Genomic DNA, 17,791 nt, shown 5'->3' with positions numbered 1-17,791 from the left:
GCTATTTGATAGCATAAAAAAGCACTTTAAAACCCCTCGGCGTAAAAAGCTGCGGCATAGTTGGCTTTGAAGAAAGAAGCCTTAAACCCTGGTAACTAAAATCGGCCTTGCTTCTTAAGCGCGGAATAATAAGTTTGGTGCTGTTCTCACGATAATTAAACTTTAGTTTAGCTGGTGGGCACTTTATCTCTAAAGAAGTAAGTTTCCCCTCATCGGAAAAAAAGGCAAGCACTTGCTTTTTTCCAGCAAAAGAAACTTTTAAGCAAAAGCCCTTATCTTCACGGTATGCCGTGGCATACTTAGACCACTCGTAAGGGAAAAATCCAAAGAAAATGTTCCCCCAGTGGGAATAAATCTCTTTGGGAAATGAAAATTCAAAAAAATAGATTTGTTTGCGTAAAAAATCGATTATTTCTGCGTGATTTTCATAGACAATTCCCTGATAAAGGGTGAGGCCAAAAGGGCTTGGGACTTCAAAATAGATAAAATCCGCACCCGCTAAAACAAAGGCCTCTCCGTGGAAACGGCCTTTGGGGGTGTCTATCTGGTACGAGGCAAAACCCTGAGCACCAAAGAACTCTTTAAGTGGCGGTTGCCAGGACACCGGCTTTGGCGGTGCGCAAGATGCAAGCACCAACAAAACTATTACGAAGAGATATCGCCACACAGCCTTTTAATCTTGCCTTCGATTCTTTCGCGGTCACGGACTTTTTGCGCAAGGGAAAGGGCCTTTTGGTAAGCTTTACACGCCTCTTTAAAGAGCCCCAGGGCCTTTAAGATATCGCCGTGGTGTTCGTGGATTATAGGATCATCAGGTGAAAGGCTAAGGGCCCTTTCAATTTCTTTTAAGGCTTCTTCATATTTCCCTTTGCGGTAATAAACCCAGGCAAGACTATCGACGATGTAGCCGTCATTGGGCTTAAGAGAAAGGGCCTTTTTGATATATTTCTCTGCCCTATCAAGGTCACGATTAAGGTCCGCCAGGGTATAGCCTACAAAATTAAGCAGCGTGGGATCATCGGGATATTTTTCAAGAAAAGGCTCAAGAACTTTTAAAATTTCTTCGTCCTTTCCTTCGCAAACCAGAAGAATGGCATACGATGTGGCAAGATCCAAATCATCAGGAAATTTTTTAAGTCCTTCGCTAAGAAGAGAAATCCCCAGGTTACAAGCATCTAGCTGGTTAAAGATGCTTGCCGCCATACGATAAAGTTCTTTATTGTCAGGGTTCGCTTGAAGCGCCTTTTCAAAAAGATGATAGATTTCTTGGGGATCATTAGTTAGGGCTGCTACCCTTCTGATAGCCAAAGGAAAAACATCTGCATCTGGGGGGATACTTTTGTAGATTTTAAGGGCCTTTTCCTTCTGGCCAACCCGTTCAAAGGCAACACCTAAGTAGAATTTGGCGGTATAGTCTTCTGGGTGTTTTTTGACTACTTCTTTGAGAATTTTTAGGGCTTCTTGGTCTCGGTTTAAGTCAAGTAGAATCAGGGCCTTGCGAAGCAACAACCGGGGATTAGGGCCTATGATTTCCTCTAAGCGTTCAATGGTATGAAGCGCTTTTTCAAAATTTCCTGCTCCGATATAAAGCCTTAGCAACGCTTCATAGAGGTGAAATTGTTCCGGGTTTTGTTTAAGGGCGTTTTCGTAAAGCTTTTGCGCCTCTTTAAAAGCGCCTATTTTTTCAAGAAAATCGCCATATTCAATGACTATTCTTAGTTTTCCGTGAGATAGCTCAAGGGCTTTCTGGTAATACGTACGCGCCTTGTCAAAATCTCCCTTACGACGGTAAAGCCGTGCTAGTTCTAAATAGATGGAGGCATTTTGAGGTTCTTTTTTGACCAGGCGTTCAAAAACTTTGATGGCTCCGTTGAGATCATGGCGCTGAAGGTAAATAGAAGCAAGTGTTGAAAGGGCTTCTTCATAATCGGGATGCTTTTCAAGCAACCTTTCAAGGGTCTCTATCGCCCGGGCTTCTCTTTTTTGGGCCCAGTAAAGCTTGGCTAAAAAGAAAAGAGTCTCTTTGTCATCAGGATTTTGAGCAAGTATTTTCTGGGCCAAAGAGATGGCTTTATTATAAAGGCCTTTTTCGGCATAAATTTTCAAGAGTTCTTTTTTGGGGGTTACGGCCTTAGGGTCGCACTTGACTACTCTTTCAAGGGCCTGTTGAGCCTGGGCGATGTCATTTTGCTGAATAAAGTACTCTCCCACCAGGAAGAAATAATAAGCCTCCCCAGGCTGGCATCTTGAGTGGGCTTGAGCTGAAAAAATGAACAGTAAAAAACAACCTAAACTAAGAACCTTCAATGGCCAGAGGATAGTTTTCTGCATCGGGTAGCCTTTCCTTTAGGTATTTGCGTAATTTTTTAAGCAACCGTTCTTCTATCTGTCTTACCCTTTCTCTCGAAATACCAAAGCGATCCCCAATTTGTTGCAAAGTAAGGGGATCTTCTGCCAAAAGGCGTTCATAAAAAATAACTCGTTCTTTGTCTTTCAAATCTTTACCAAATTCTTCAAGGATAGCACGTAGTTTACTAATAACTTCTTTTTTGGCTACCTGGTCTTCTACTTTGGCATTTGGATCTGCCAAAAAATCCCGGTGAAGCTCGTCTGAATCATCTTTTATGGGGGCATCAAGGCTTATCTCGCCTGCGTTTAAGCGCTGTTCCATCTCAATAACGTCTTCTTCACGCACGTTAAGGCGCTCTGAGATAAGCTTGGCCTTGGGTTCAAAGCCCATGGCGTCAAGCCTTTCTTTCTCTTTGCGCAGGTTATAAAAAAGTTTACGTTGGGCCTGGGTGGTGCCGATTTTGACCAGGCGCCAGTTATCCATGATGAATTTTAAGATATAGGCCTTGATCCAAAACGACGCATAATAAGAAAACTTAACCCCTCGGTAAGGGTCGAATTTTTTAACGGCCTGCATAAGGCCTACGTTTCCTTCTTGAATCAAATCGAGAAAGTTCTGCATCCAGAACTTTTGGAAATCAAGGGCAATCTTGACCACCAAGCGCAGGTTTGAAGTCACTAAACGATAGGCAATACGAGGGTCTTTGGTCTTGTAATATTCTTTGGTGAGCTTTTCTTCTTCTTCGCGAGAAAGAAGCGGATATTTACTGATTTCTTTCAGGTATTGCTGCAGAGGGTCATAGGTTACGACTTCTTTTTTGTCTTCAGGTAAGGCCGGAAGAGCCGAATGTTCTTCTACTTTTTTGTCTTTTTCTGATTTTTCCGATTTTTTAGACTTATCTTCTTTCTTTTCTTTTTTCTTTAGCTTTAGTTTAAATTTTTTCTTGCCCGTTTTGGCTGGCTCTGAAACTGATTCAGTTTCCACAGGCACAGCAAGCGGAGGTCCTTCCTTTGGCAATTTGACCAAATTTGCCTCTAGCACTTCAACATTTTCTTTTTGCCTACCCATATATCCTCCTAATTTTCTTGCCTTACCGGGCGCCAGCCGCGCTTTTTAAGGTAAATCTGAATAGCGGCAATAGCAGCTGGAGTTACCCCTGAGATACGCAAAGCCTGCCCTAAAGAACGTGGCTTAACCCTGGTTAATTTCTCTCGTATCTCCGTAGAAAGCCCTGGTATCTCCCAGTAATTTAAATCCTCAGGAAGCAGCATGCTCTCCCAGCGACGAAATCTTTCAATTTCTTGCTGCTGCCGCGTGACATAACCTGCATATTTAGTTTCTATCTCGATCTGTTGTAGAATATCATCAGGAAGTCTATCAAGAAAGGAAAAAACTTTTTTAATTTCTTCCAGCGGAATCTCCGGGCGCTTAAGCAGGTCAAAAAGACTTTGGGATTGCTTAATAGGCGCAGAACCAAGCCTTAATAAAAGGGGATTAATTTCATCTGGCCTAAGCTTTATTTTCTTAAGCTCCTGAAGCACTTTTTCAATAGTCTTTTTCTTTTGTAAAAAAAGACCATAACGCTCTTCAGAAACTAAACCTATCTTATAGCCCAGCTCCGTAAGCCTTAGATCAGCATTGTCTTCGCGCAAAAGGAGCCTATACTCAGCACGAGAGGTGAACATACGATAGGGCTCGTTAGTGCCCTTGGTAACAAGATCATCAATTAAAACACCGATATAAGCCTGGGAACGGTCCAGGGTAAACGGTTCTTTTTGCTGAACGTAATGGGCAGCATTAATCCCGGCCACAAGACCTTGAGCAGCAGCTTCTTCATAACCAGATGTCCCGTTAATCTGGCCTGCCAAAAAAAGGCCAGCTATTTCTTTGGTCTCAAGGCTGTGTTTTAGCTGGATGGGGTTAACGTAGTCGTATTCAATGGCATAACCAGGCCTAAGAATCTCAGCATGCTCAAGCCCTTTTATAGAGCGCACCATAGCCCACTGGACATCAATGGGAAGACTGGTGCTAATCCCGTTGGGATAAACTTCTACGGTATCAAGGCCTTCTGGCTCAAGAAAGATCTGGTGACGGGCTCTGTCGGCAAAGCGGAAAACCTTGTCTTCAATAGAGGGACAATAACGCGCCCCAACACCTTTAATAATCCCGGTAAAAAGGGGAGACCGATCTACCGCAGCACGGATAATTTCGTGTGTCTTTTCGTTGGTATAAGTGATGTAACAAGGGACTTGCGGAAGAGGCGGGCGTTTGCCCTGATTTTCATACGAAAAAAGCGGTGGCGGGACATCGCCCCACTGAACTTCAAGTTTGCTGTAGTCAATGGTGCGACCATCAAGCCGCGGACACGTCCCGGTCTTAAGACGCCCTATCTCAAAACCAAGCTCTTTCAAGCAGTCTGAAAGCTTATTAGAAGGGGGGTCTCCCATCCTTCCGGCAGGGAAGTTTTTAAAACCAATGTGGATAAGACCTTTAAGAAAAGTTCCTGTGGTAACAACTACGGCCTTTGTATGAAAGATCTCGCCAATTGAGGTCTCAACCCCATAGACACGTCTATCTTTAACCAGAATGCGGTCAACGGTGGCCTGTTTTACTGTAACCCGCGGGGCGTTTTCAAGGCGTTTTTTCATGTAGTCCTGGTAACGCCAGCGGTCTGCCTGGGCCCTGGTGGCCCGCACTGCAGGTCCTTTGCGGGTGTTTAGTTTACGGAATTGAATCCCTGTCTGGTCGATGGCCTTGGCCATCTCTCCCCCAAGGGCGTCTATTTCTTTTACAAGATGGCCCTTGGCAAGACCGCCGATCGCAGGGTTACAACTCATGGCCCCAATGCGATCAAGATTGATGGTGAGAACCAAAACCTCACAGCCAAGTTTGGCTGCCGCCAAGGCTGCCTCAATACCCGCATGGCCTGCGCCAATTATTACTACGTCAAATTCTTTGTGATAAACCGCCATGGCCTTTGACTTTACCCTATATTTTTTTTAGATTCTAAAGTGAATGCTGTTAATTTCCGAATGAAATTAAAAACCTCGGAGAAGTTTTATGAAGGTACATGAACGTATCATACAAGACAGTTTCGGCCAAAGTCAAAAAACTAAAACTCCTAAAGGAGAGGAAAATTTCCAGCAAATTTTTGAAAAAATCCTTTCCCAAAAAACCTCTCCTGTTACTGACATTTTAGAAATATCCCCAAGTGGTGAGGACTTTGAAAAGGCCGAAAAATTAACAGAAGAAATTTTTAGCTTACTTGAAAAGCTAATTGCTGGAGATAAATCTACCATTGAAGCTTTAGAAAAAAAGGCCTTAGAGCTCAAAACACATGCTAATCTTTTTTCACCGAGTATGCGTGAGTCTTTAGAGCAAATATCCCTTCTCGCCATGGTTTATCTAACTAAAGCCCGCGAAGGGTTACTTTAAAGAGATCTTTGCAAAAAATTAGGGCCCCTGCGCTTGTGCTCGGCATTTTTGCAAAGTCTTTTTTAAACTAGGAACGTGAGTCTGGTAAATCTGGTTTTATCCAGATTTCGAGTTCATCGATGGTAGTTTTGGTAGCGCGGCGCACTTGAATCTTTAAATTCCCGTACTCAAAAACCTCCCCAACTTTGGGGATACGGCCTGCAAGCTTTAGCACAAAGCCACCAATTGTCTCATAATCCCCTGGAGGGATATTTAATCCTAATTCTTCGTTGGCTTGCTCTATTTCAAGCCAGGCCTTAACTAAGAAATGGTTTTCAGAAAGCTTTACATAAGGCACAAGTTTTTGGTCAAACTCATCCCAAAACTCACCCAAAACTTCTTCAACAAGATCTTCGATCGTTACAATACCTACTGCCTGGCCGTATTCGTTAACCACTACCACCAGGGTTTGCCCCTGGTTTTGCATTTCAGCCAAAAGCTCTGAAGCACTTTTAAATTCCGGCACATACTTAACCTCACGCATGAAAAGGCGCACTGGTTGAGAAAGATCTCTGGCATCAAGCAGATCAAGGGCCAAAAGCAACCCAACCATATCGTGGAGGTGTTCACGATAGACTAAAAGTCGCGAAAATCCAGTTTCTGCAAAAAGCACAAGGGCTTCTTTTAAGTCCTTAGATTCTTCTATAGCCTTAACCCAAACAAGAGGGATCATCACTTGTGAGGCTTTTTTCTTAGAAAAATCAATCAACCGCGCGATAAGGCGTCTTTCATGAGGGTCAAGGCCTTCTTCAGAACACACCAAAACCCTTATTTCTTCTTTGGTGATGGAGGGAAGCCTTTTGGTTTCTTCTTTGGTGAAAAGAAAAATAAGGCCTGAAACAAGCCACACCAAAGGACAAAAAACAAAACTTATGGAATAAACCAAGGGAGCCACTTTGGGAGCCAAGGAAGCTGCTTTCTGTTGGGCAATACTTTTGGGAATCATTTGCCCAAAAAAAAGCATAAGCGGAGGAAGCATTAGAACCGCCACCAGGCCCCCGTAACGTGGAATAACCTCGATCAAGAAACTAGTGGTTAAAACACTGTTTCCGATAACCGAAAGATTAAGCCCTAGGAGGGTGGTAGTAAGGAGCCTTTCGGGGTTAGCAAGGAGTTTCAGCGCAAGACGCGCCCCAAAACTTTTTTGAGCAAGTCTTTTAAGCTGATTTTCCTCAGCAGACACCAGGGCAATCTCTGCTCCTGCAAAAAAAGCTTCACAAAAAAGAAGCACCAAGAATGTCAAAACACCGCTCAAGTAAATCATGAAACCTTTTCCACCCTGATGCTTATAAGACGTGTCCCCTTAAGTCTTTCAACGGTGAATTTAAAGCCAAATGCCTCCTTGCTTTCGCCTTCTCGGGGAAGTTTGCCAAAAACATGAAGCACAAGACCGCCAATGGTATCAAATTCTTCTGAGGGGAGATCAGCCTGGACAAAGCGATTAAATTCTTCTACCCGAAGCCTTGCCGAAACGCGCCAGATCCCGGGAGCTATCTCCTGGATAGGTTCGCGGCGCACGTCAAACTCGTCGTATATCTCGCCAAAAAGTTCTTCAAGGATGTCTTCTAAGGTAACCAGCCCTACAATAGTGCCGTATTCGTCAACCACCAACGCAAATTTAAGGCGCCGTTTTTGAAATTCTTCAAGAAGTGAACGGACCTTCATGGTCTCAGGCACAAAAAAACAGGGCCGCACAAGATCTGAGAGACGAGTTTCTCGCTTCTTGAGCTTCCAACGCAAGAGATCCTTTACGTGCAAAATACCGATAACATTGTCAAAGTTTTCCTGGTAAACAGGTATGCGCGAAACCCCACGTCTTTTAATGCGAAAGAGGAGTTCGTCAGAAATAGGACAATCCTCAAGGGCAAAAATATCACGCCTGGGAGTCATTATGGCTGAAATCGGAATTTTTTCAGACTCAAGAAGCCCGTGAATAAAACGCCTTTCCTGCTCGCCAAGGATACCTGCCCTGTAACTTTCTTCCACAAGTTGCAAAAGATCTTCCTCTGACAGGCGGGAATCATGCTTTGAAGAAAGCCCCCATAAACTCAAAAAAGCTTCAGTAAAGGCAAGCATCACCACGCGAAAAGGCGAAAAAACAAATACAAACACTCTCAGGATGGGCGCAAGAAAACACGCTGCCGCTTCACGTTTACGAAAAGCAAATACCTTAGGAAGCAGGTCTCCAAAAAGAAAAAGAAGTACCGTCATTATGGGGAAAGCATAGAGCTCTGCCCGCGATGGTCCTACGATTTTAATAAAAAGGGCGGTGGCCACCGAAGAAGAAACAATGTCAGAAAATTCATTCCCGATTAGAATAGTAGCCAAGACTTTTCGTGGAGCTTGCAAAAGCTTAGCAGCAAGACGACAAGAGCCCTTAGTATGTTCTTTGAGACGCAAAATATCAAGGCGAGAAAGGGAAAAAAGGGCCACTTCAGAGCTGGTGAAAACACCAGAAAATATTATCAAAAGGACAATTAAAAAGCCTTGAAGTATGATTTCTATTTCGAAAAAGCCTGAACTCATGTAAACTTTTTATCGATTTTAATTAAAAAAATTGAAGCACAAAACACAATTTTTTGCGATAACAGCTAATGAAAGATAGCGAAAAAAATATAATAATCGATTTCATATGCAACGAAATTTAATCGCTACGGTCATTGGATTCCTACTTGCAGGAACTGTTATTTTCCTAACGCTACGCCTCTATTTGCCCTTTTTCCAACCCATTGCCTGGGCGGCAGTGATTGCGCTTTTTCTGCACCCTGTAAACCGCTTTTTACGCCGCCAGTTTAAAGGAAGACGCGGACTTGCCGCCCTTGCCCTTTGCATTCTTTTTGTGGTCTTTATTTGCGTCCCTTTAATTTACGCTTTTGCCAACCTAACTACCCAGGCTATCGACATCATCACTAACCTTAAGCATCAAATCGAAACAGGAAAGCTAAGCCTTGTTTTCATCCCTGATCCTGAAAAATATCCTCGTCTTTATGCTTTGGGCAAAGTTGTGTTTGAAAGGGTGGCTCAATATGAACAGCAGATTGAATCTGCCGTTTTATCCATAGCTTCTTCGGCTGGCCAGTTTCTCCTTTCCCGTGGCACAGAAATATTCAGAAATACAGTTAATCTTGTGCTTCAGGTCGTGTTCATGCTCTTTACTCTTTTTTATCTCTTCCGTGACGGAGACTATTTCGTTGACAGCATAAAAAAACTTTTGCCTGTTCCTCCTGAAGAAGCAAACCGCATCATGAAAAAAGTTCAACGAGTCATTGAGGCTACCCTTTATGGTTCTCTCTTAACCGCCCTGGCTCAGGGAGCCCTGGCTCTTTTTATCTATCTAGCTTTAGGAGTGCATTCAGCTTTACTACTGGGTCTTTTAACAGCACTAGCTTCATTTGTTCCTCTGCTCGGGACAGCCATGGTCTGGGTCTCGGTGGCAATCTATTTGCTCATTCAAGGACATTTTGTAAAAGCTATGATTCTTTTCGGTTACGGCTCGCTTGTTATTAGCCAGGTAGACAACCTCATCAGGCCTTATTTTATTGGTGGTCGGGTGGAAATTCATAATCTCTTTATTTTCTTCAGTATTCTCGGAGGAATTAAATTTTTTGGATTTTTAGGCGTTTTTCTTGGGCCGATTTTCGTTGCCCTTTCTATATCAGTGCTTGAAATTTATCGTCAAAAAATAGCAGAAGAGATCTATGCCAGAACTCCCCGAAGTGGAGACTATTAAAAACACCCTTGCTTCCAAAATCACCGGAAAAAAGATTATTGACGTCCGCATTGGACTTCCCAAACTCGTTTCCCCTCAGCCAGGCAAGTTTATCGAACTTATAAAAGGCCAAGAGATAAAAAATCTGCTCCGCAAGGGTAAATTTTTGATCATAGAACTTTCTAATGACCTGGCCCTGCTGGTTCACTTTCGGTTAACAGGTCAGCTTGTCTATCTTGAAGATAGCCAAAGGCCCCCACAGCATACCCATATTATTTTTTCCCTTACTAAGGGCACCCTTTGCTATGCAGACTTGAGGCAATTTGGTCGGCTTGAACTTTTGCGTAAGGAAGCCCTAACCGAGCACAAATCTTTGCTGCGTTTAGGCCCTGAGCCTTTTGACATAAAAAACGACGATTTTCTCAAAATTCTCCAAAAAAGCTCCCGCAAAATAAAAGCCCTTTTACTTGACCAAGAAAAAATTGCAGGTCTTGGCAATATCTATGTAGATGAAGCCCTTTTTAGGGCAAAAATACGTCCTGACAGACCTGCAAACACCTTAAACCCTGAAGAAGCAAAAAGGCTTTTGAGTACGATCAAAAATATACTTAAAGAAGCTACCTCTCTGGGAGGATCATCAGTAAGAAACTACGTTGACGGAGAAGGAAACTCCGGCCGCTTTCAAGAGAGGCATCTCGTTTACGGGAAACGCGGAAAACCCTGCCCTAACTGCCAAAGAGCACTTTCTTACACTACCATTGCTAACAGGGGAACAACCTTTTGTCCTTCATGCCAAAAATAAAATTTTCTGAAGAAATTTCCCAAAAATACAAATTATTTCATTCCTTAGTAAAAGTGTTATCCTTTTAGAAAGGATTCTAATAAAATTAAGGAAAAAGATGGCCAATACTTACATCATCCGTTTAAGTGACATTTTAGACCAAATTCAATCATACCTACCCGGTGCAGACACGAGACTTGTGGAAAAGGCCTATGTCTTTGCCGCCAAGGCACATGCCGGGCAAATACGCAAATCTGGTGAGCCTTATCTTTCCCATCCCATGTCCGTGGCCTACATCTTGGCCAAGATGAAGCTAGACATCCCCACCATTGCCGCCGGCCTTTTACACGACACCGTAGAAGACACCGACGTTACCATTGAAGATATTCGCAAACATTTTGGTGACGTGGTGGCGGAAATCGTAGATGGCGTGACCAAGATCACCCATCTTTCCGCCCGCAGCAAGGTCCATACTCAAGCAGAAAATTTCCGCAAAATGCTCCTGGCCATGGCCGAAGATTTGCGGGTGATTTTAGTAAAACTTGCAGACAGACTACACAATATGCGTACGCTTGAGGCCATGCCAGAGCACAAACGCCAACGCATTGCCAGGGAAACTTTAGAAATATATGCGCCTTTAGCCCACAGGCTTGGTATTGACTGGCTAAAACAAGAGCTTGAAGACCTTTCCTTTATGTATCTTTATCCTCAAGAATACAAAGCCCTTCGCGAAGAGGTAGAAAAAGTCGTTGCTGCCAGGCAGGATTTTATCGACGAGATTAAGAACATTATCCAGCAAAAATTAAAAGAAGAAGGGATTTCCGGACGCGTCCTTGGAAGACGCAAACACCTGTGGAGCATTTTTCGCAAACTCCAACGCAATAACCTTGCCATTGAGCAACTCTACCTTGTTTACGATATAATCGGGCTACGGGTAATCGTTAAAAAAGTAAAAGAATGCTATCAGGTGCTGGGTATCATTCACTCCCTGTGGAAGCCCATCCCTGGGCGCTTTAAAGACTACATCAATCTCCCCAAGCCTAACATGTATCAATCTCTTCACACCACCGTGATTGGGCCAGGTGGGCGCCAGATGGAGATTCAAATACGCACCGAAGAAATGGACCGTATTGCCAACGAAGGTATCGCAGCCCACTTTCTCTATAAAGAACAAAAAATAATCCAGGCAGAACGTGGCAAAGTAAAACAGCTAGAATGGCTTGAACGCCTGGTAGAACTCCAGAAAGAGCTAAAAAATCCCAGAGAGTTCATTGAGTCTCTGCGGCTCGACCTCTTTCCTGAGGAAGTTTACGTGTTCACCCCGGAAGGCGATATCAAGGTGCTTCCCCAAGGGGCAACCCCTGTGGACTTTGCCTATGCCATTCACACTGAAGTTGGCCATCATTGTGCTCGGGCCAAGGTAAACGGTCGCTTGGTTCCCCTTGATTACGAACTTCAAACAGGTGACATCGTAGAAATTGTCACCACAAGCCAACAAAAACCAAGCCGTGATTGGCTTAAGTTTGTCAAAACAAGTCGCGCCAAAAGCCGTATCAAACAATGGCTTAAACAAGAAGAAAAACAAAGGATTTTCGCCGCGGGGAAAGAAATCCTAGATCGGGAACTCCGAAAGGCGAAACTTACCTTTTCAACCTTTATCGACGATGAAAAGGCTGAAAAAGTTGCCAAAAGCCTTTCTTTTAAAACAGTAGAAGAGCTTGTCATAGCAGTTGGCTACGGAAAAATCACCCCCCAGCAAATCGTCAAAAGATACCTCTTTGAAAAACAGGAAGAAGAAAAACCCCCCACTGACCAAGAACAAGAAATCCTTAAAGTTAAGAGAAAGCCGTCGCGTCCTAAAGCCGCTGACGCCCTTTCTGTTGAGGGAAGCGAAGACGTAATGTTTCACCTTAGCAAATGCTGTAAACCACTTCCTGGCGATGAGGTGGTAGGCTACATCACCCGTGGAAGAGGGATTACAGTTCACCGGGCAGACTGTCCAAACCTTGAAGGCCTTGACCCTGAAAGGCTAATCGATGTCAAATGGGAAGCAGGAGACGGCGCTACCTATACCGCCAAACTCTGGGTCATTACAGTTGACAGGAAAGGAATGCTTGCCTCGGTATCTAGTGCTATCAGCGCCACTGAAGCCAATATCCTTGAAGCAAATCTTCGCACCACCAACGACAAACGGGCCTTATTTGACTTTGTAATTGAGGTGTCAAACAAGGCCCATCTTGATCGCATTATCCAAGCAGTAAAACAAATAGAAGGGGTAATACGTGTTGAACGCAGGTTTTCTTAGTGCACTGCCTTTTGCACCTTACCGGCCTTAAGACAACGCGTGCAAACCTTCATCCTTTTCACCTGACCGTTAGGAAGGCGCACCCTGACTTTCTGGATATTGGGATACCACCAGCGGCCAGAACGCTTATTAGAGTGGCTAACTTTGTGCCCGGTATGAGGTCTTTTACCGCAAATTTCACAAATCTTAGACATTTTCCTACCTCCTTGTGCTCAAGTGGACGAAATTTTATAACGGGCTTATTCCATCTTAGCAAGCACCAATTTTTCAAATAACACCTGCGGCTTGCGCTTGATGCTCTTCATCCAGGTTAGCAAAAGTTGAATACTGAGAAAGAAAGGCCAAACGCACTACTCCCGTGGGACCATTTCGCTGTTTGCCTATAATTAACTCGGCAATGCCTTTGTCCAGGGTGTCTTTTTTATAGACCTCTTCGCGATAAATAAAAAGAATGACATCGGCATCCTGTTCAATAGCTCCAGATTCGCGCAGATCCGAAAGCTGTGGCCTTTTGTCAGGGCGCTCTTCTACCCTTCTATTAAGCTGAGAAAGCGCCACCACTGGAACGTTAAGCTCCTTGGCCATGGCCTTAAGAGAGCTTGAGATCTCTGAGATTTCCTGTTCACGTCGCTCACGCCGCTCTTTGCCCTTCATTAATTGCAAATAGTCAACGATAATGAGCCCGAGTCCGTGTTCTGCCATAAGGCGGCGCGCCTTAGCCCTTAACTCAAGCACACTTATCGCTGCGGTGTCATCAATGAAAATCGGCGCTTTAGAAAGACGGTTAGCCGCATAGGTGAGCCGTTGCCAATCAGCATCAGAAAGGCGCCCGGTACGCACGGCCTGCGCATCAACCCTTGCATCAGCACAAAGCATGCGCATGGCAAGCTGCTCCCGAGACATTTCAAGGGAAAAAATCGCCACCGGAATGCCGTGCTCCACCGCAGCGTGGTGGGCAATATTTAGGGCAAAAGATGTCTTACCCATACTGGGACGGCCCGCTACGATGATTAAGTCAGAGTTTTGAAGCCCGGCGGTAAGGCGATCAAACTCGTAAAAACCCGTGGGAATACCGGTAACTTCCTCACGGCGTTGATGGAGTTGTTCTATCTGGAGCACCGCGTCTTTGATAACTTCCTTGATGGAGAAAAAGCTTTTGCGATTACCCTGGGCCCGAATCTCAAAAATGGCCCGTTCAGCTTCTTCTAATAGGTCATCAACAGGCTCAGTGGCTTGATAACAACGGCTGACGATTTCAGTTCCTGCCATTATCAAGCGGCGCAAGATGGCCTTTTCCCGCACGATATTGGCATAATAAGCCACGTTAGCAGCAGTGGGCACAAGTTCAGCAAGCTCTGCCAGATAAGCCGCCCCACCAACCTGCTCAAGGAGTTCTCTTTCTTTAAGGGCTGCGTGCACGGTAACAAGATCAATAGGCTCGTTGCGATTGAAAAGTTCAAGCATGGTGCGGTAGATAGCAGCATGGGCCCCGCGATAAAAATCTTGCGGGCTAAGGATTTCTACCACCTTTAAAAGGGCATTGTTATCAAGAAAAATGCTTCCCAGGACACATTTTTCAGCTTCTACATCCTGAGGGGGGACCCTATCAAAAGCGACTTCATTCTTTTTGCGTCTTGGCATAATCCAACCGTTTTTTGAAAAGTATTTTAACTTTTTCAGGCAAAAACAAAAGGGCGCCTTAAGGCGCCCTGAAATTAGCTAAGGGGAACCACTTTTACTTTAATGTGAGCGGTAAGGTCAGCAGAAAGTTTGATGGGGACGACGTATTCGCCAAGTTTTTTGATGGGTTCTTCAAGAAGAACCTGCTTTTTAGCAATATCAAAGCCCTTTTCCTTAAGGGCGTTGACAATCTCAGCCACTGAGACAGAACCGTAAAGACGATCTTCTTCCACCACCCGCTGGGGGATTTCAAGCTCAAGCTCGTTTAAGCGCTCGGCCTCACTCATAAGCTTTTTGCGGATGCGCTCGGCCTTGGCAAGAATAATCTGACGTTCTCTCTCAACAGCCTTGATACTCTTCTTGCTCGCGGGAATGGCAAGGCCTTTGGGAATTAAATAATTGCGGGCATAGCCGTCTTTTACGGTGACTACGTCTCCAGGAGCACCTAAATTCGGGACATATTCTCTCAGGATCACCTGCATAAATTCCTCCTTAATAGATTTTTCCTCTAAAACCAGCTTTATAAATTTCAATCACTTTATTTTCAGAATCAAGTTTAAATATAACCCGAACTCTTCCGATTCTTAGTCTGAGAAATCCCTTCCACTCTCCTTTTAACCTTTTTACGTCTACCCTTTCTCCTTTAAGGAACTCAATAAGTTTATCTCTTATCTTTTCGAGAAGGTTATTTTCTTTTAGAAAGATAAATGCTTGCTTTCTATATTTAAATTTCCACATTTACATCTTCTTCATATACCACACTATCTTCATCTGGGCTTTTCCCAAATGATTCTTCTATTTCTTTTTGTTCTTCGTCAGATACTGTAGGCAACAACGAAATTCTCAAATTTAGTATTTCCTTCCTTACAACTTCTTCAACCACTTCTTTAATAATTTGTTTAATTTCTTCTATGGTTAAGTTGTGCTCTAACATTTAAAATACCTCTTTTTGTTATCGCACAAACTCTTCGTCTTCGATATTCGCTATGAAGGGAAGAAGCGCCATAATACGCGCCCTTTTAATCGCTGTGGTAAGCTGGCGCTGATGTTTGGCACAGGTGCCTGTCTGGCGCCTGGGAATAATTTTACCACGCTCTGTGATAAAAGCCTTTAGGATCTCAGGCTCTTTATAGTCGATTTTCAGGTTAGGATCCGCACAAAAGCGGCATATTTTACGACGCGGATAAAAGCGACGACGCCTTACCGTGCTTTGGGTTTCATTTGCCATTTCTTTTTACCTCCTCTTAAGCAGCAAGTGTTTCGGGTTCGAATTTTTCTTCAAGCTTGACCACAATAAACCGCATGACCCTTTCGTCGATACGGAAATATTGTTCGAGTTTGGGTGGAGTCTCTGCCGGGGCAGCAAATTCCATCAACACGTAATACCCCTGACGTTTTTTCTCTATGGGGTAGGCCAGTTTACGCATGCCCCAGTCGTCCTGTTTGAGAATTTCACCACCATCCTGGGTGACCATCTCGGTGATCTTGTTTACGACTTCGTCTTTGGCCTCGACGTGATCCGGATGGAGCACAAAAAGAGTTTCGTACTTGCGCAGTTTTTTAGCCATAACGCCTCCTTTTGGTCTTTTTTAAGGCCCCTTGCGGAGCAAGGAGGAACCCATTTGCTATTTTGTTTTGTCAAAAATAAAATGGTGGGCGGTGCTGGATTCGAACCAGCGACTTCCACCGTGTGAGGATGACGCTCTACCACTGAGCTAACCGCCCACCTCATGCAAAGTATAAATTATGAAGAATTCTTTGCAAGGCCCTTTTCTTTGAGTTTTTCCCACACCAGCCGATCAGCCGGGGCAAGTAATAGCCTTTCAATATCCTCTGGCGAAAACAGGCCAATTTTTTGCCCTTCAAGAGGATGCGGCTCACCAGCACAAATATCGCACGAAAACAAAAATAACCTTATGGCTACATCGGGATAATCATAGTCTATGCTCAGTAAAACTTCCCCGGGTCTGATTTCCAGCCCAAGCTCTTCTTTGATTTCCCGCACAAGGGCCTCACTAAGACTTTCTTCTGCCTCAAGCTTGCCTCCAGGAAACTCCCAGAGCCCGCCCCTTTTCTTATTAAGGGGCCGTTTGGTAAGAAGAATTTTGCCATCGATTTTGAGAAAGGCAGCTACCACAGGGAAGTGTTTCATTTAAATACCCTGGCAAAAATGGTATCCACATGCCGCAGGTAATGAGAAATATCAAATATGCGCGAAAGCTCTTCTTCTCTTAGGTATTTGGTTATTTCTGGATCCTTTTTAACGACTTCGGGGAATTCTTTATTTTCATCTTCCCAGACTTCCATGGCCCTTTTCTGCACTAGGACATAGGCTTCTTGGCGGCCAAGCCCTTTTTCAGTAAGGGCTAGCAAAAGTGGCTGGGTAAAAATAAGCCCTCTTAAGAGATTCAAATTCTTTTTCATGCGCTCAGGATAGACCACAAGCTTATCAAGCATACCTGTTAGGCGCTTAAGCATGAAATCAGCAAGGGTGGTGGCATCAGGGACAATTACCCTTTCTACCGAAGAATGACTTATATCCCGTTCATGCCAGAGAGCGTCGTTTTCAAGAGCAGGCATCACATAGCCGCGCACCATACGCGCAAGACCGCATAGGTTTTCCGAAAGAATGGGATTGCGTTTGTGGGGCATGGCAGAGGAGCCCTTCTGGCCTTTGGCAAAAAACTCTTCTGCTTCAAGGACTTCGGTGCGCTGGAGATGGCGAACTTCTGTAGCAATTTTTTCTACCGTGCCCGCCAGCACCGCAAGAGCTGCCATGTATTCGGCGTAACGATCCCGCTGGATGACCTGATTAGAAACAGGGGCTGGCTTAAGCCCCATTTTTTCGCAAACATAGGCTTCTACTTCTGGTTCAATATGGGCAAAAGTCCCAACAGCACCAGACAACTTGCCATAAGAAATGGTCTCAAGGGCGGCTTCAAGGCGCCTTTTGTTGCGCTTCATTTCCTCATACCAAAGGGCAAACTTGAGCCCAAAAGTAATGGGTTCAGCATGAATACCGTGGGTGCGCCCAATCATCACGGTATCTTTGTGCTCAAAGGCCCTGCGCTTAAGCACGGCAAGGAGTTCATCTACGTCGTCAAGGATTATTTCCATGGCCCGCTTCATAAGCCAGGCCATAGCGGTATCAAGCATATCAGAAGAGGTCATTCCGAGATGCAGGTAGCGGCCTTCTGGGCCGATGATTTGTTCCATGTAAGTAAGAAACGCGATAACATCATGGCGGGTTTCCCGCTCTATCTCAGAAACCCTGGCAACATCTTCGGAAGTAAATCCCTCATCGAGAAATTTTTTAGTCCTTTCGCGAATCACGTTAACAGCATCCTGAGGGATACGGCCAAGCCTCTCCCAACCCTCACACGCCAGTACTTCTACCAACAACCAGGCCCGTAAGCGTTCTTCAGGACTCCAGAGTTTCGCCATGACCTCGCGCGTATATCTTGGTATCATTTTGCCCTCCTGCGTGGTGTT

The 17,791-nt window shown here is 44.5% G+C and carries 19 protein-coding genes and 1 tRNA gene; 4 read left to right on the top strand and 16 right to left on the bottom strand.

From position 1 onward, the window contains the following. Position 1 precedes the first annotated feature (1 nt). Genes H528_RS0103955 through mnmG form a run of 4 tightly spaced genes read right to left on the bottom strand, consistent with a single transcriptional unit; the run spans position 2 to position 5,322 of the window. A complete protein-coding gene (locus tag H528_RS0103955) occupies positions 2–667 on the bottom strand; it encodes a hypothetical protein (protein WP_157608102.1) in 666 nt (221 codons plus the stop codon). Continuing rightward, positions 646–2,331 (bottom strand): tetratricopeptide repeat protein, encoded by a 1,686-nt coding sequence (locus H528_RS0103950; RefSeq protein WP_022853046.1) that lies wholly within the window; start codon positions 2,329–2,331, stop codon positions 646–648. Before H528_RS0103950 ends, H528_RS0103955 begins: the two co-directional genes overlap by 22 nt. Further along, a complete protein-coding gene (locus H528_RS0103945) occupies positions 2,294–3,418 on the bottom strand; it encodes a sigma-70 family RNA polymerase sigma factor (protein ID WP_022853045.1) in 1,125 nt (374 codons plus the stop codon). Before H528_RS0103945 ends, H528_RS0103950 begins: the two co-directional genes overlap by 38 nt. Before the next feature lie 8 nt (positions 3,419–3,426). Next, complete coding sequence (gene mnmG / locus H528_RS0103940) at positions 3,427–5,322, bottom strand: tRNA uridine-5-carboxymethylaminomethyl(34) synthesis enzyme MnmG (RefSeq protein WP_022853044.1); 1,896 nt, start codon at positions 5,320–5,322, stop codon at positions 3,427–3,429. Positions 5,323–5,410: 88 nt separating this feature from the next. Between mnmG and H528_RS0103935 the strand changes: the two genes are divergently transcribed. Beyond that, on the top strand, positions 5,411–5,785 hold the full coding sequence (locus H528_RS0103935) for a hypothetical protein (protein ID WP_022853043.1): 375 nt from the start codon (positions 5,411–5,413) through the stop codon (positions 5,783–5,785). Positions 5,786–5,852: 67 nt separating this feature from the next. Here H528_RS0103935 and H528_RS0103930 read toward each other — a convergent pair whose 3' ends face one another. Together H528_RS0103930 and H528_RS0103925 are read right to left on the bottom strand one after the other, a co-directional pair. Then, entirely contained in the window at positions 5,853–7,088 is a 1,236-nt protein-coding gene (locus H528_RS0103930) for a hemolysin family protein (RefSeq protein WP_022853042.1), read from the bottom strand. Beyond that, positions 7,085–8,350, bottom strand: coding sequence for a hemolysin family protein (locus H528_RS0103925; RefSeq protein WP_022853041.1), 1,266 nt, complete (start codon positions 8,348–8,350; stop codon positions 7,085–7,087). The genes H528_RS0103930 and H528_RS0103925 overlap by 4 nt, the downstream gene beginning before the upstream one ends. A 106-nt stretch (positions 8,351–8,456) precedes the next feature. On the opposite strand from H528_RS0103925, the gene H528_RS0103920 reads away from it, so the two are divergent. From H528_RS0103920 to H528_RS0103905, 3 genes are all read left to right on the top strand, one after another. Next, positions 8,457–9,554 carry an AI-2E family transporter gene (locus H528_RS0103920; protein ID WP_084677639.1) on the top strand — a complete coding sequence of 366 codons (1,098 nt, stop codon included), beginning with the start codon at positions 8,457–8,459 and terminating at the stop codon, positions 9,552–9,554. Then, positions 9,523–10,335, top strand: coding sequence for a bifunctional DNA-formamidopyrimidine glycosylase/DNA-(apurinic or apyrimidinic site) lyase (gene mutM / locus H528_RS0103915; RefSeq protein ID WP_022853039.1), 813 nt, complete (start codon positions 9,523–9,525; stop codon positions 10,333–10,335). The genes H528_RS0103920 and mutM overlap by 32 nt, the downstream gene beginning before the upstream one ends. A gap of 97 nt (positions 10,336–10,432) precedes the next feature. Then, positions 10,433–12,619, top strand: coding sequence for a RelA/SpoT family protein (locus H528_RS0103905; RefSeq protein ID WP_022853037.1), 2,187 nt, complete (start codon positions 10,433–10,435; stop codon positions 12,617–12,619). On the opposite strand, the gene rpmB is transcribed toward H528_RS0103905, so the two are convergent. The 10 genes from rpmB to purB all read right to left on the bottom strand — a co-directional run bounded on the left by rpmB (position 12,616) and on the right by purB (position 17,770). Next, positions 12,616–12,813, bottom strand: a complete 198-nt coding sequence (gene rpmB / locus H528_RS0103900) for a 50S ribosomal protein L28 (RefSeq protein WP_022853036.1) — start codon at positions 12,811–12,813, stop codon at positions 12,616–12,618. The two genes, H528_RS0103905 and rpmB, sit on opposite strands and share 4 nt — an antisense overlap. A 73-nt stretch (positions 12,814–12,886) precedes the next feature. Beyond that, on the bottom strand, positions 12,887–14,260 hold the full coding sequence (gene dnaB / locus H528_RS0103895; RefSeq protein WP_022853035.1) for a replicative DNA helicase: 1,374 nt from the start codon (positions 14,258–14,260) through the stop codon (positions 12,887–12,889). Between the two features lie 74 nt (positions 14,261–14,334). Further along, positions 14,335–14,781, bottom strand: a complete 447-nt coding sequence (rplI, locus tag H528_RS0103885) for a 50S ribosomal protein L9 (protein ID WP_022853033.1) — start codon at positions 14,779–14,781, stop codon at positions 14,335–14,337. Positions 14,782–14,791: 10 nt separating this feature from the next. Further along, positions 14,792–15,037, bottom strand: a complete 246-nt coding sequence (locus tag H528_RS0103880; RefSeq protein WP_022853032.1) for a type II toxin-antitoxin system RelE family toxin — start codon at positions 15,035–15,037, stop codon at positions 14,792–14,794. Further along, positions 15,024–15,233, bottom strand: coding sequence for a hypothetical protein (locus tag H528_RS12565; protein ID WP_022853031.1), 210 nt, complete (start codon positions 15,231–15,233; stop codon positions 15,024–15,026). Before H528_RS12565 ends, H528_RS0103880 begins: the two co-directional genes overlap by 14 nt. Before the next feature lie 18 nt (positions 15,234–15,251). Further along, positions 15,252–15,527: a 30S ribosomal protein S18 gene (gene rpsR / locus H528_RS0103870; RefSeq protein WP_022853030.1), complete on the bottom strand. Its 276-nt coding sequence runs from the start codon at positions 15,525–15,527 to the stop codon at positions 15,252–15,254. A 16-nt stretch (positions 15,528–15,543) separates the two neighbouring features. Next, on the bottom strand, positions 15,544–15,867 hold the full coding sequence (rpsF, locus tag H528_RS0103865; protein ID WP_022853029.1) for a 30S ribosomal protein S6: 324 nt from the start codon (positions 15,865–15,867) through the stop codon (positions 15,544–15,546). Between the two features lie 82 nt (positions 15,868–15,949). After that, positions 15,950–16,024, bottom strand: a tRNA-Val gene (locus H528_RS0103860). Between the two features lie 19 nt (positions 16,025–16,043). After that, a complete protein-coding gene (locus H528_RS0103855; RefSeq protein WP_022853028.1) occupies positions 16,044–16,451 on the bottom strand; it encodes a (deoxy)nucleoside triphosphate pyrophosphohydrolase in 408 nt (135 codons plus the stop codon). Further along, positions 16,448–17,770, bottom strand: a complete 1,323-nt coding sequence (gene purB, locus H528_RS0103850; protein WP_022853027.1) for an adenylosuccinate lyase — start codon at positions 17,768–17,770, stop codon at positions 16,448–16,450. Before purB ends, H528_RS0103855 begins: the two co-directional genes overlap by 4 nt. Between the last annotated feature and the right edge of the window lie 21 nt (positions 17,771–17,791).

It is taken from the genome of Thermodesulfatator atlanticus DSM 21156, from assembly GCF_000421585.1.
In the GTDB taxonomy this organism is placed as follows: Bacteria; Desulfobacterota; Thermodesulfobacteria; order Thermodesulfobacteriales; family Thermodesulfatatoraceae; genus Thermodesulfatator; species Thermodesulfatator atlanticus.
The sequence above is the reverse complement of the archived record's forward strand: the minus strand, read 5'-3'. Positions and strand labels throughout refer to the sequence as shown.

Excerpts from the sequence above, each read along its gene's own strand:
- H528_RS0103925 (WP_022853041.1), bottom strand. The coding sequence starts at position 8,350 with ATGAGTTCAGGCTTTTTCGAAATAGAAATCATACTTCAAGGCTTTTTA.
- H528_RS12565 (WP_022853031.1), bottom strand. The coding sequence starts at position 15,233 with ATGTTAGAGCACAACTTAACCATAGAAGAAATTAAACAAATTATTAAA.
- rplI (WP_022853033.1), bottom strand. The coding sequence starts at position 14,781 with ATGCAGGTGATCCTGAGAGAATATGTCCCGAATTTAGGTGCTCCTGGA.
- H528_RS0103945 (WP_022853045.1), bottom strand. The coding sequence starts at position 3,418 with ATGGGTAGGCAAAAAGAAAATGTTGAAGTGCTAGAGGCAAATTTGGTC.
- H528_RS0103880 (WP_022853032.1), bottom strand. The coding sequence starts at position 15,037 with ATGTGGAAATTTAAATATAGAAAGCAAGCATTTATCTTTCTAAAAGAA.
- rpmB (WP_022853036.1), bottom strand. The coding sequence starts at position 12,813 with ATGTCTAAGATTTGTGAAATTTGCGGTAAAAGACCTCATACCGGGCAC.
- dnaB (WP_022853035.1), bottom strand. The coding sequence starts at position 14,260 with ATGCCAAGACGCAAAAAGAATGAAGTCGCTTTTGATAGGGTCCCCCCT.
- mnmG (WP_022853044.1), bottom strand. The coding sequence starts at position 5,322 with ATGGCGGTTTATCACAAAGAATTTGACGTAGTAATAATTGGCGCAGGC.
- H528_RS0103905 (WP_022853037.1), top strand. The coding sequence starts at position 10,433 with ATGGCCAATACTTACATCATCCGTTTAAGTGACATTTTAGACCAAATT.
- H528_RS0103930 (WP_022853042.1), bottom strand. The coding sequence starts at position 7,088 with ATGATTTACTTGAGCGGTGTTTTGACATTCTTGGTGCTTCTTTTTTGT.
- mutM (WP_022853039.1), top strand. The coding sequence starts at position 9,523 with ATGCCAGAACTCCCCGAAGTGGAGACTATTAAAAACACCCTTGCTTCC.
- H528_RS0103935 (WP_022853043.1), top strand. The coding sequence starts at position 5,411 with ATGAAGGTACATGAACGTATCATACAAGACAGTTTCGGCCAAAGTCAA.
- purB (WP_022853027.1), bottom strand. The coding sequence starts at position 17,770 with ATGATACCAAGATATACGCGCGAGGTCATGGCGAAACTCTGGAGTCCT.
- H528_RS0103920 (WP_084677639.1), top strand. The coding sequence starts at position 8,457 with ATGCAACGAAATTTAATCGCTACGGTCATTGGATTCCTACTTGCAGGA.
- rpsF (WP_022853029.1), bottom strand. The coding sequence starts at position 15,867 with ATGGCTAAAAAACTGCGCAAGTACGAAACTCTTTTTGTGCTCCATCCG.
- H528_RS0103950 (WP_022853046.1), bottom strand. The coding sequence starts at position 2,331 with ATGCAGAAAACTATCCTCTGGCCATTGAAGGTTCTTAGTTTAGGTTGT.
- H528_RS0103855 (WP_022853028.1), bottom strand. The coding sequence starts at position 16,451 with ATGAAACACTTCCCTGTGGTAGCTGCCTTTCTCAAAATCGATGGCAAA.
- rpsR (WP_022853030.1), bottom strand. The coding sequence starts at position 15,527 with ATGGCAAATGAAACCCAAAGCACGGTAAGGCGTCGTCGCTTTTATCCG.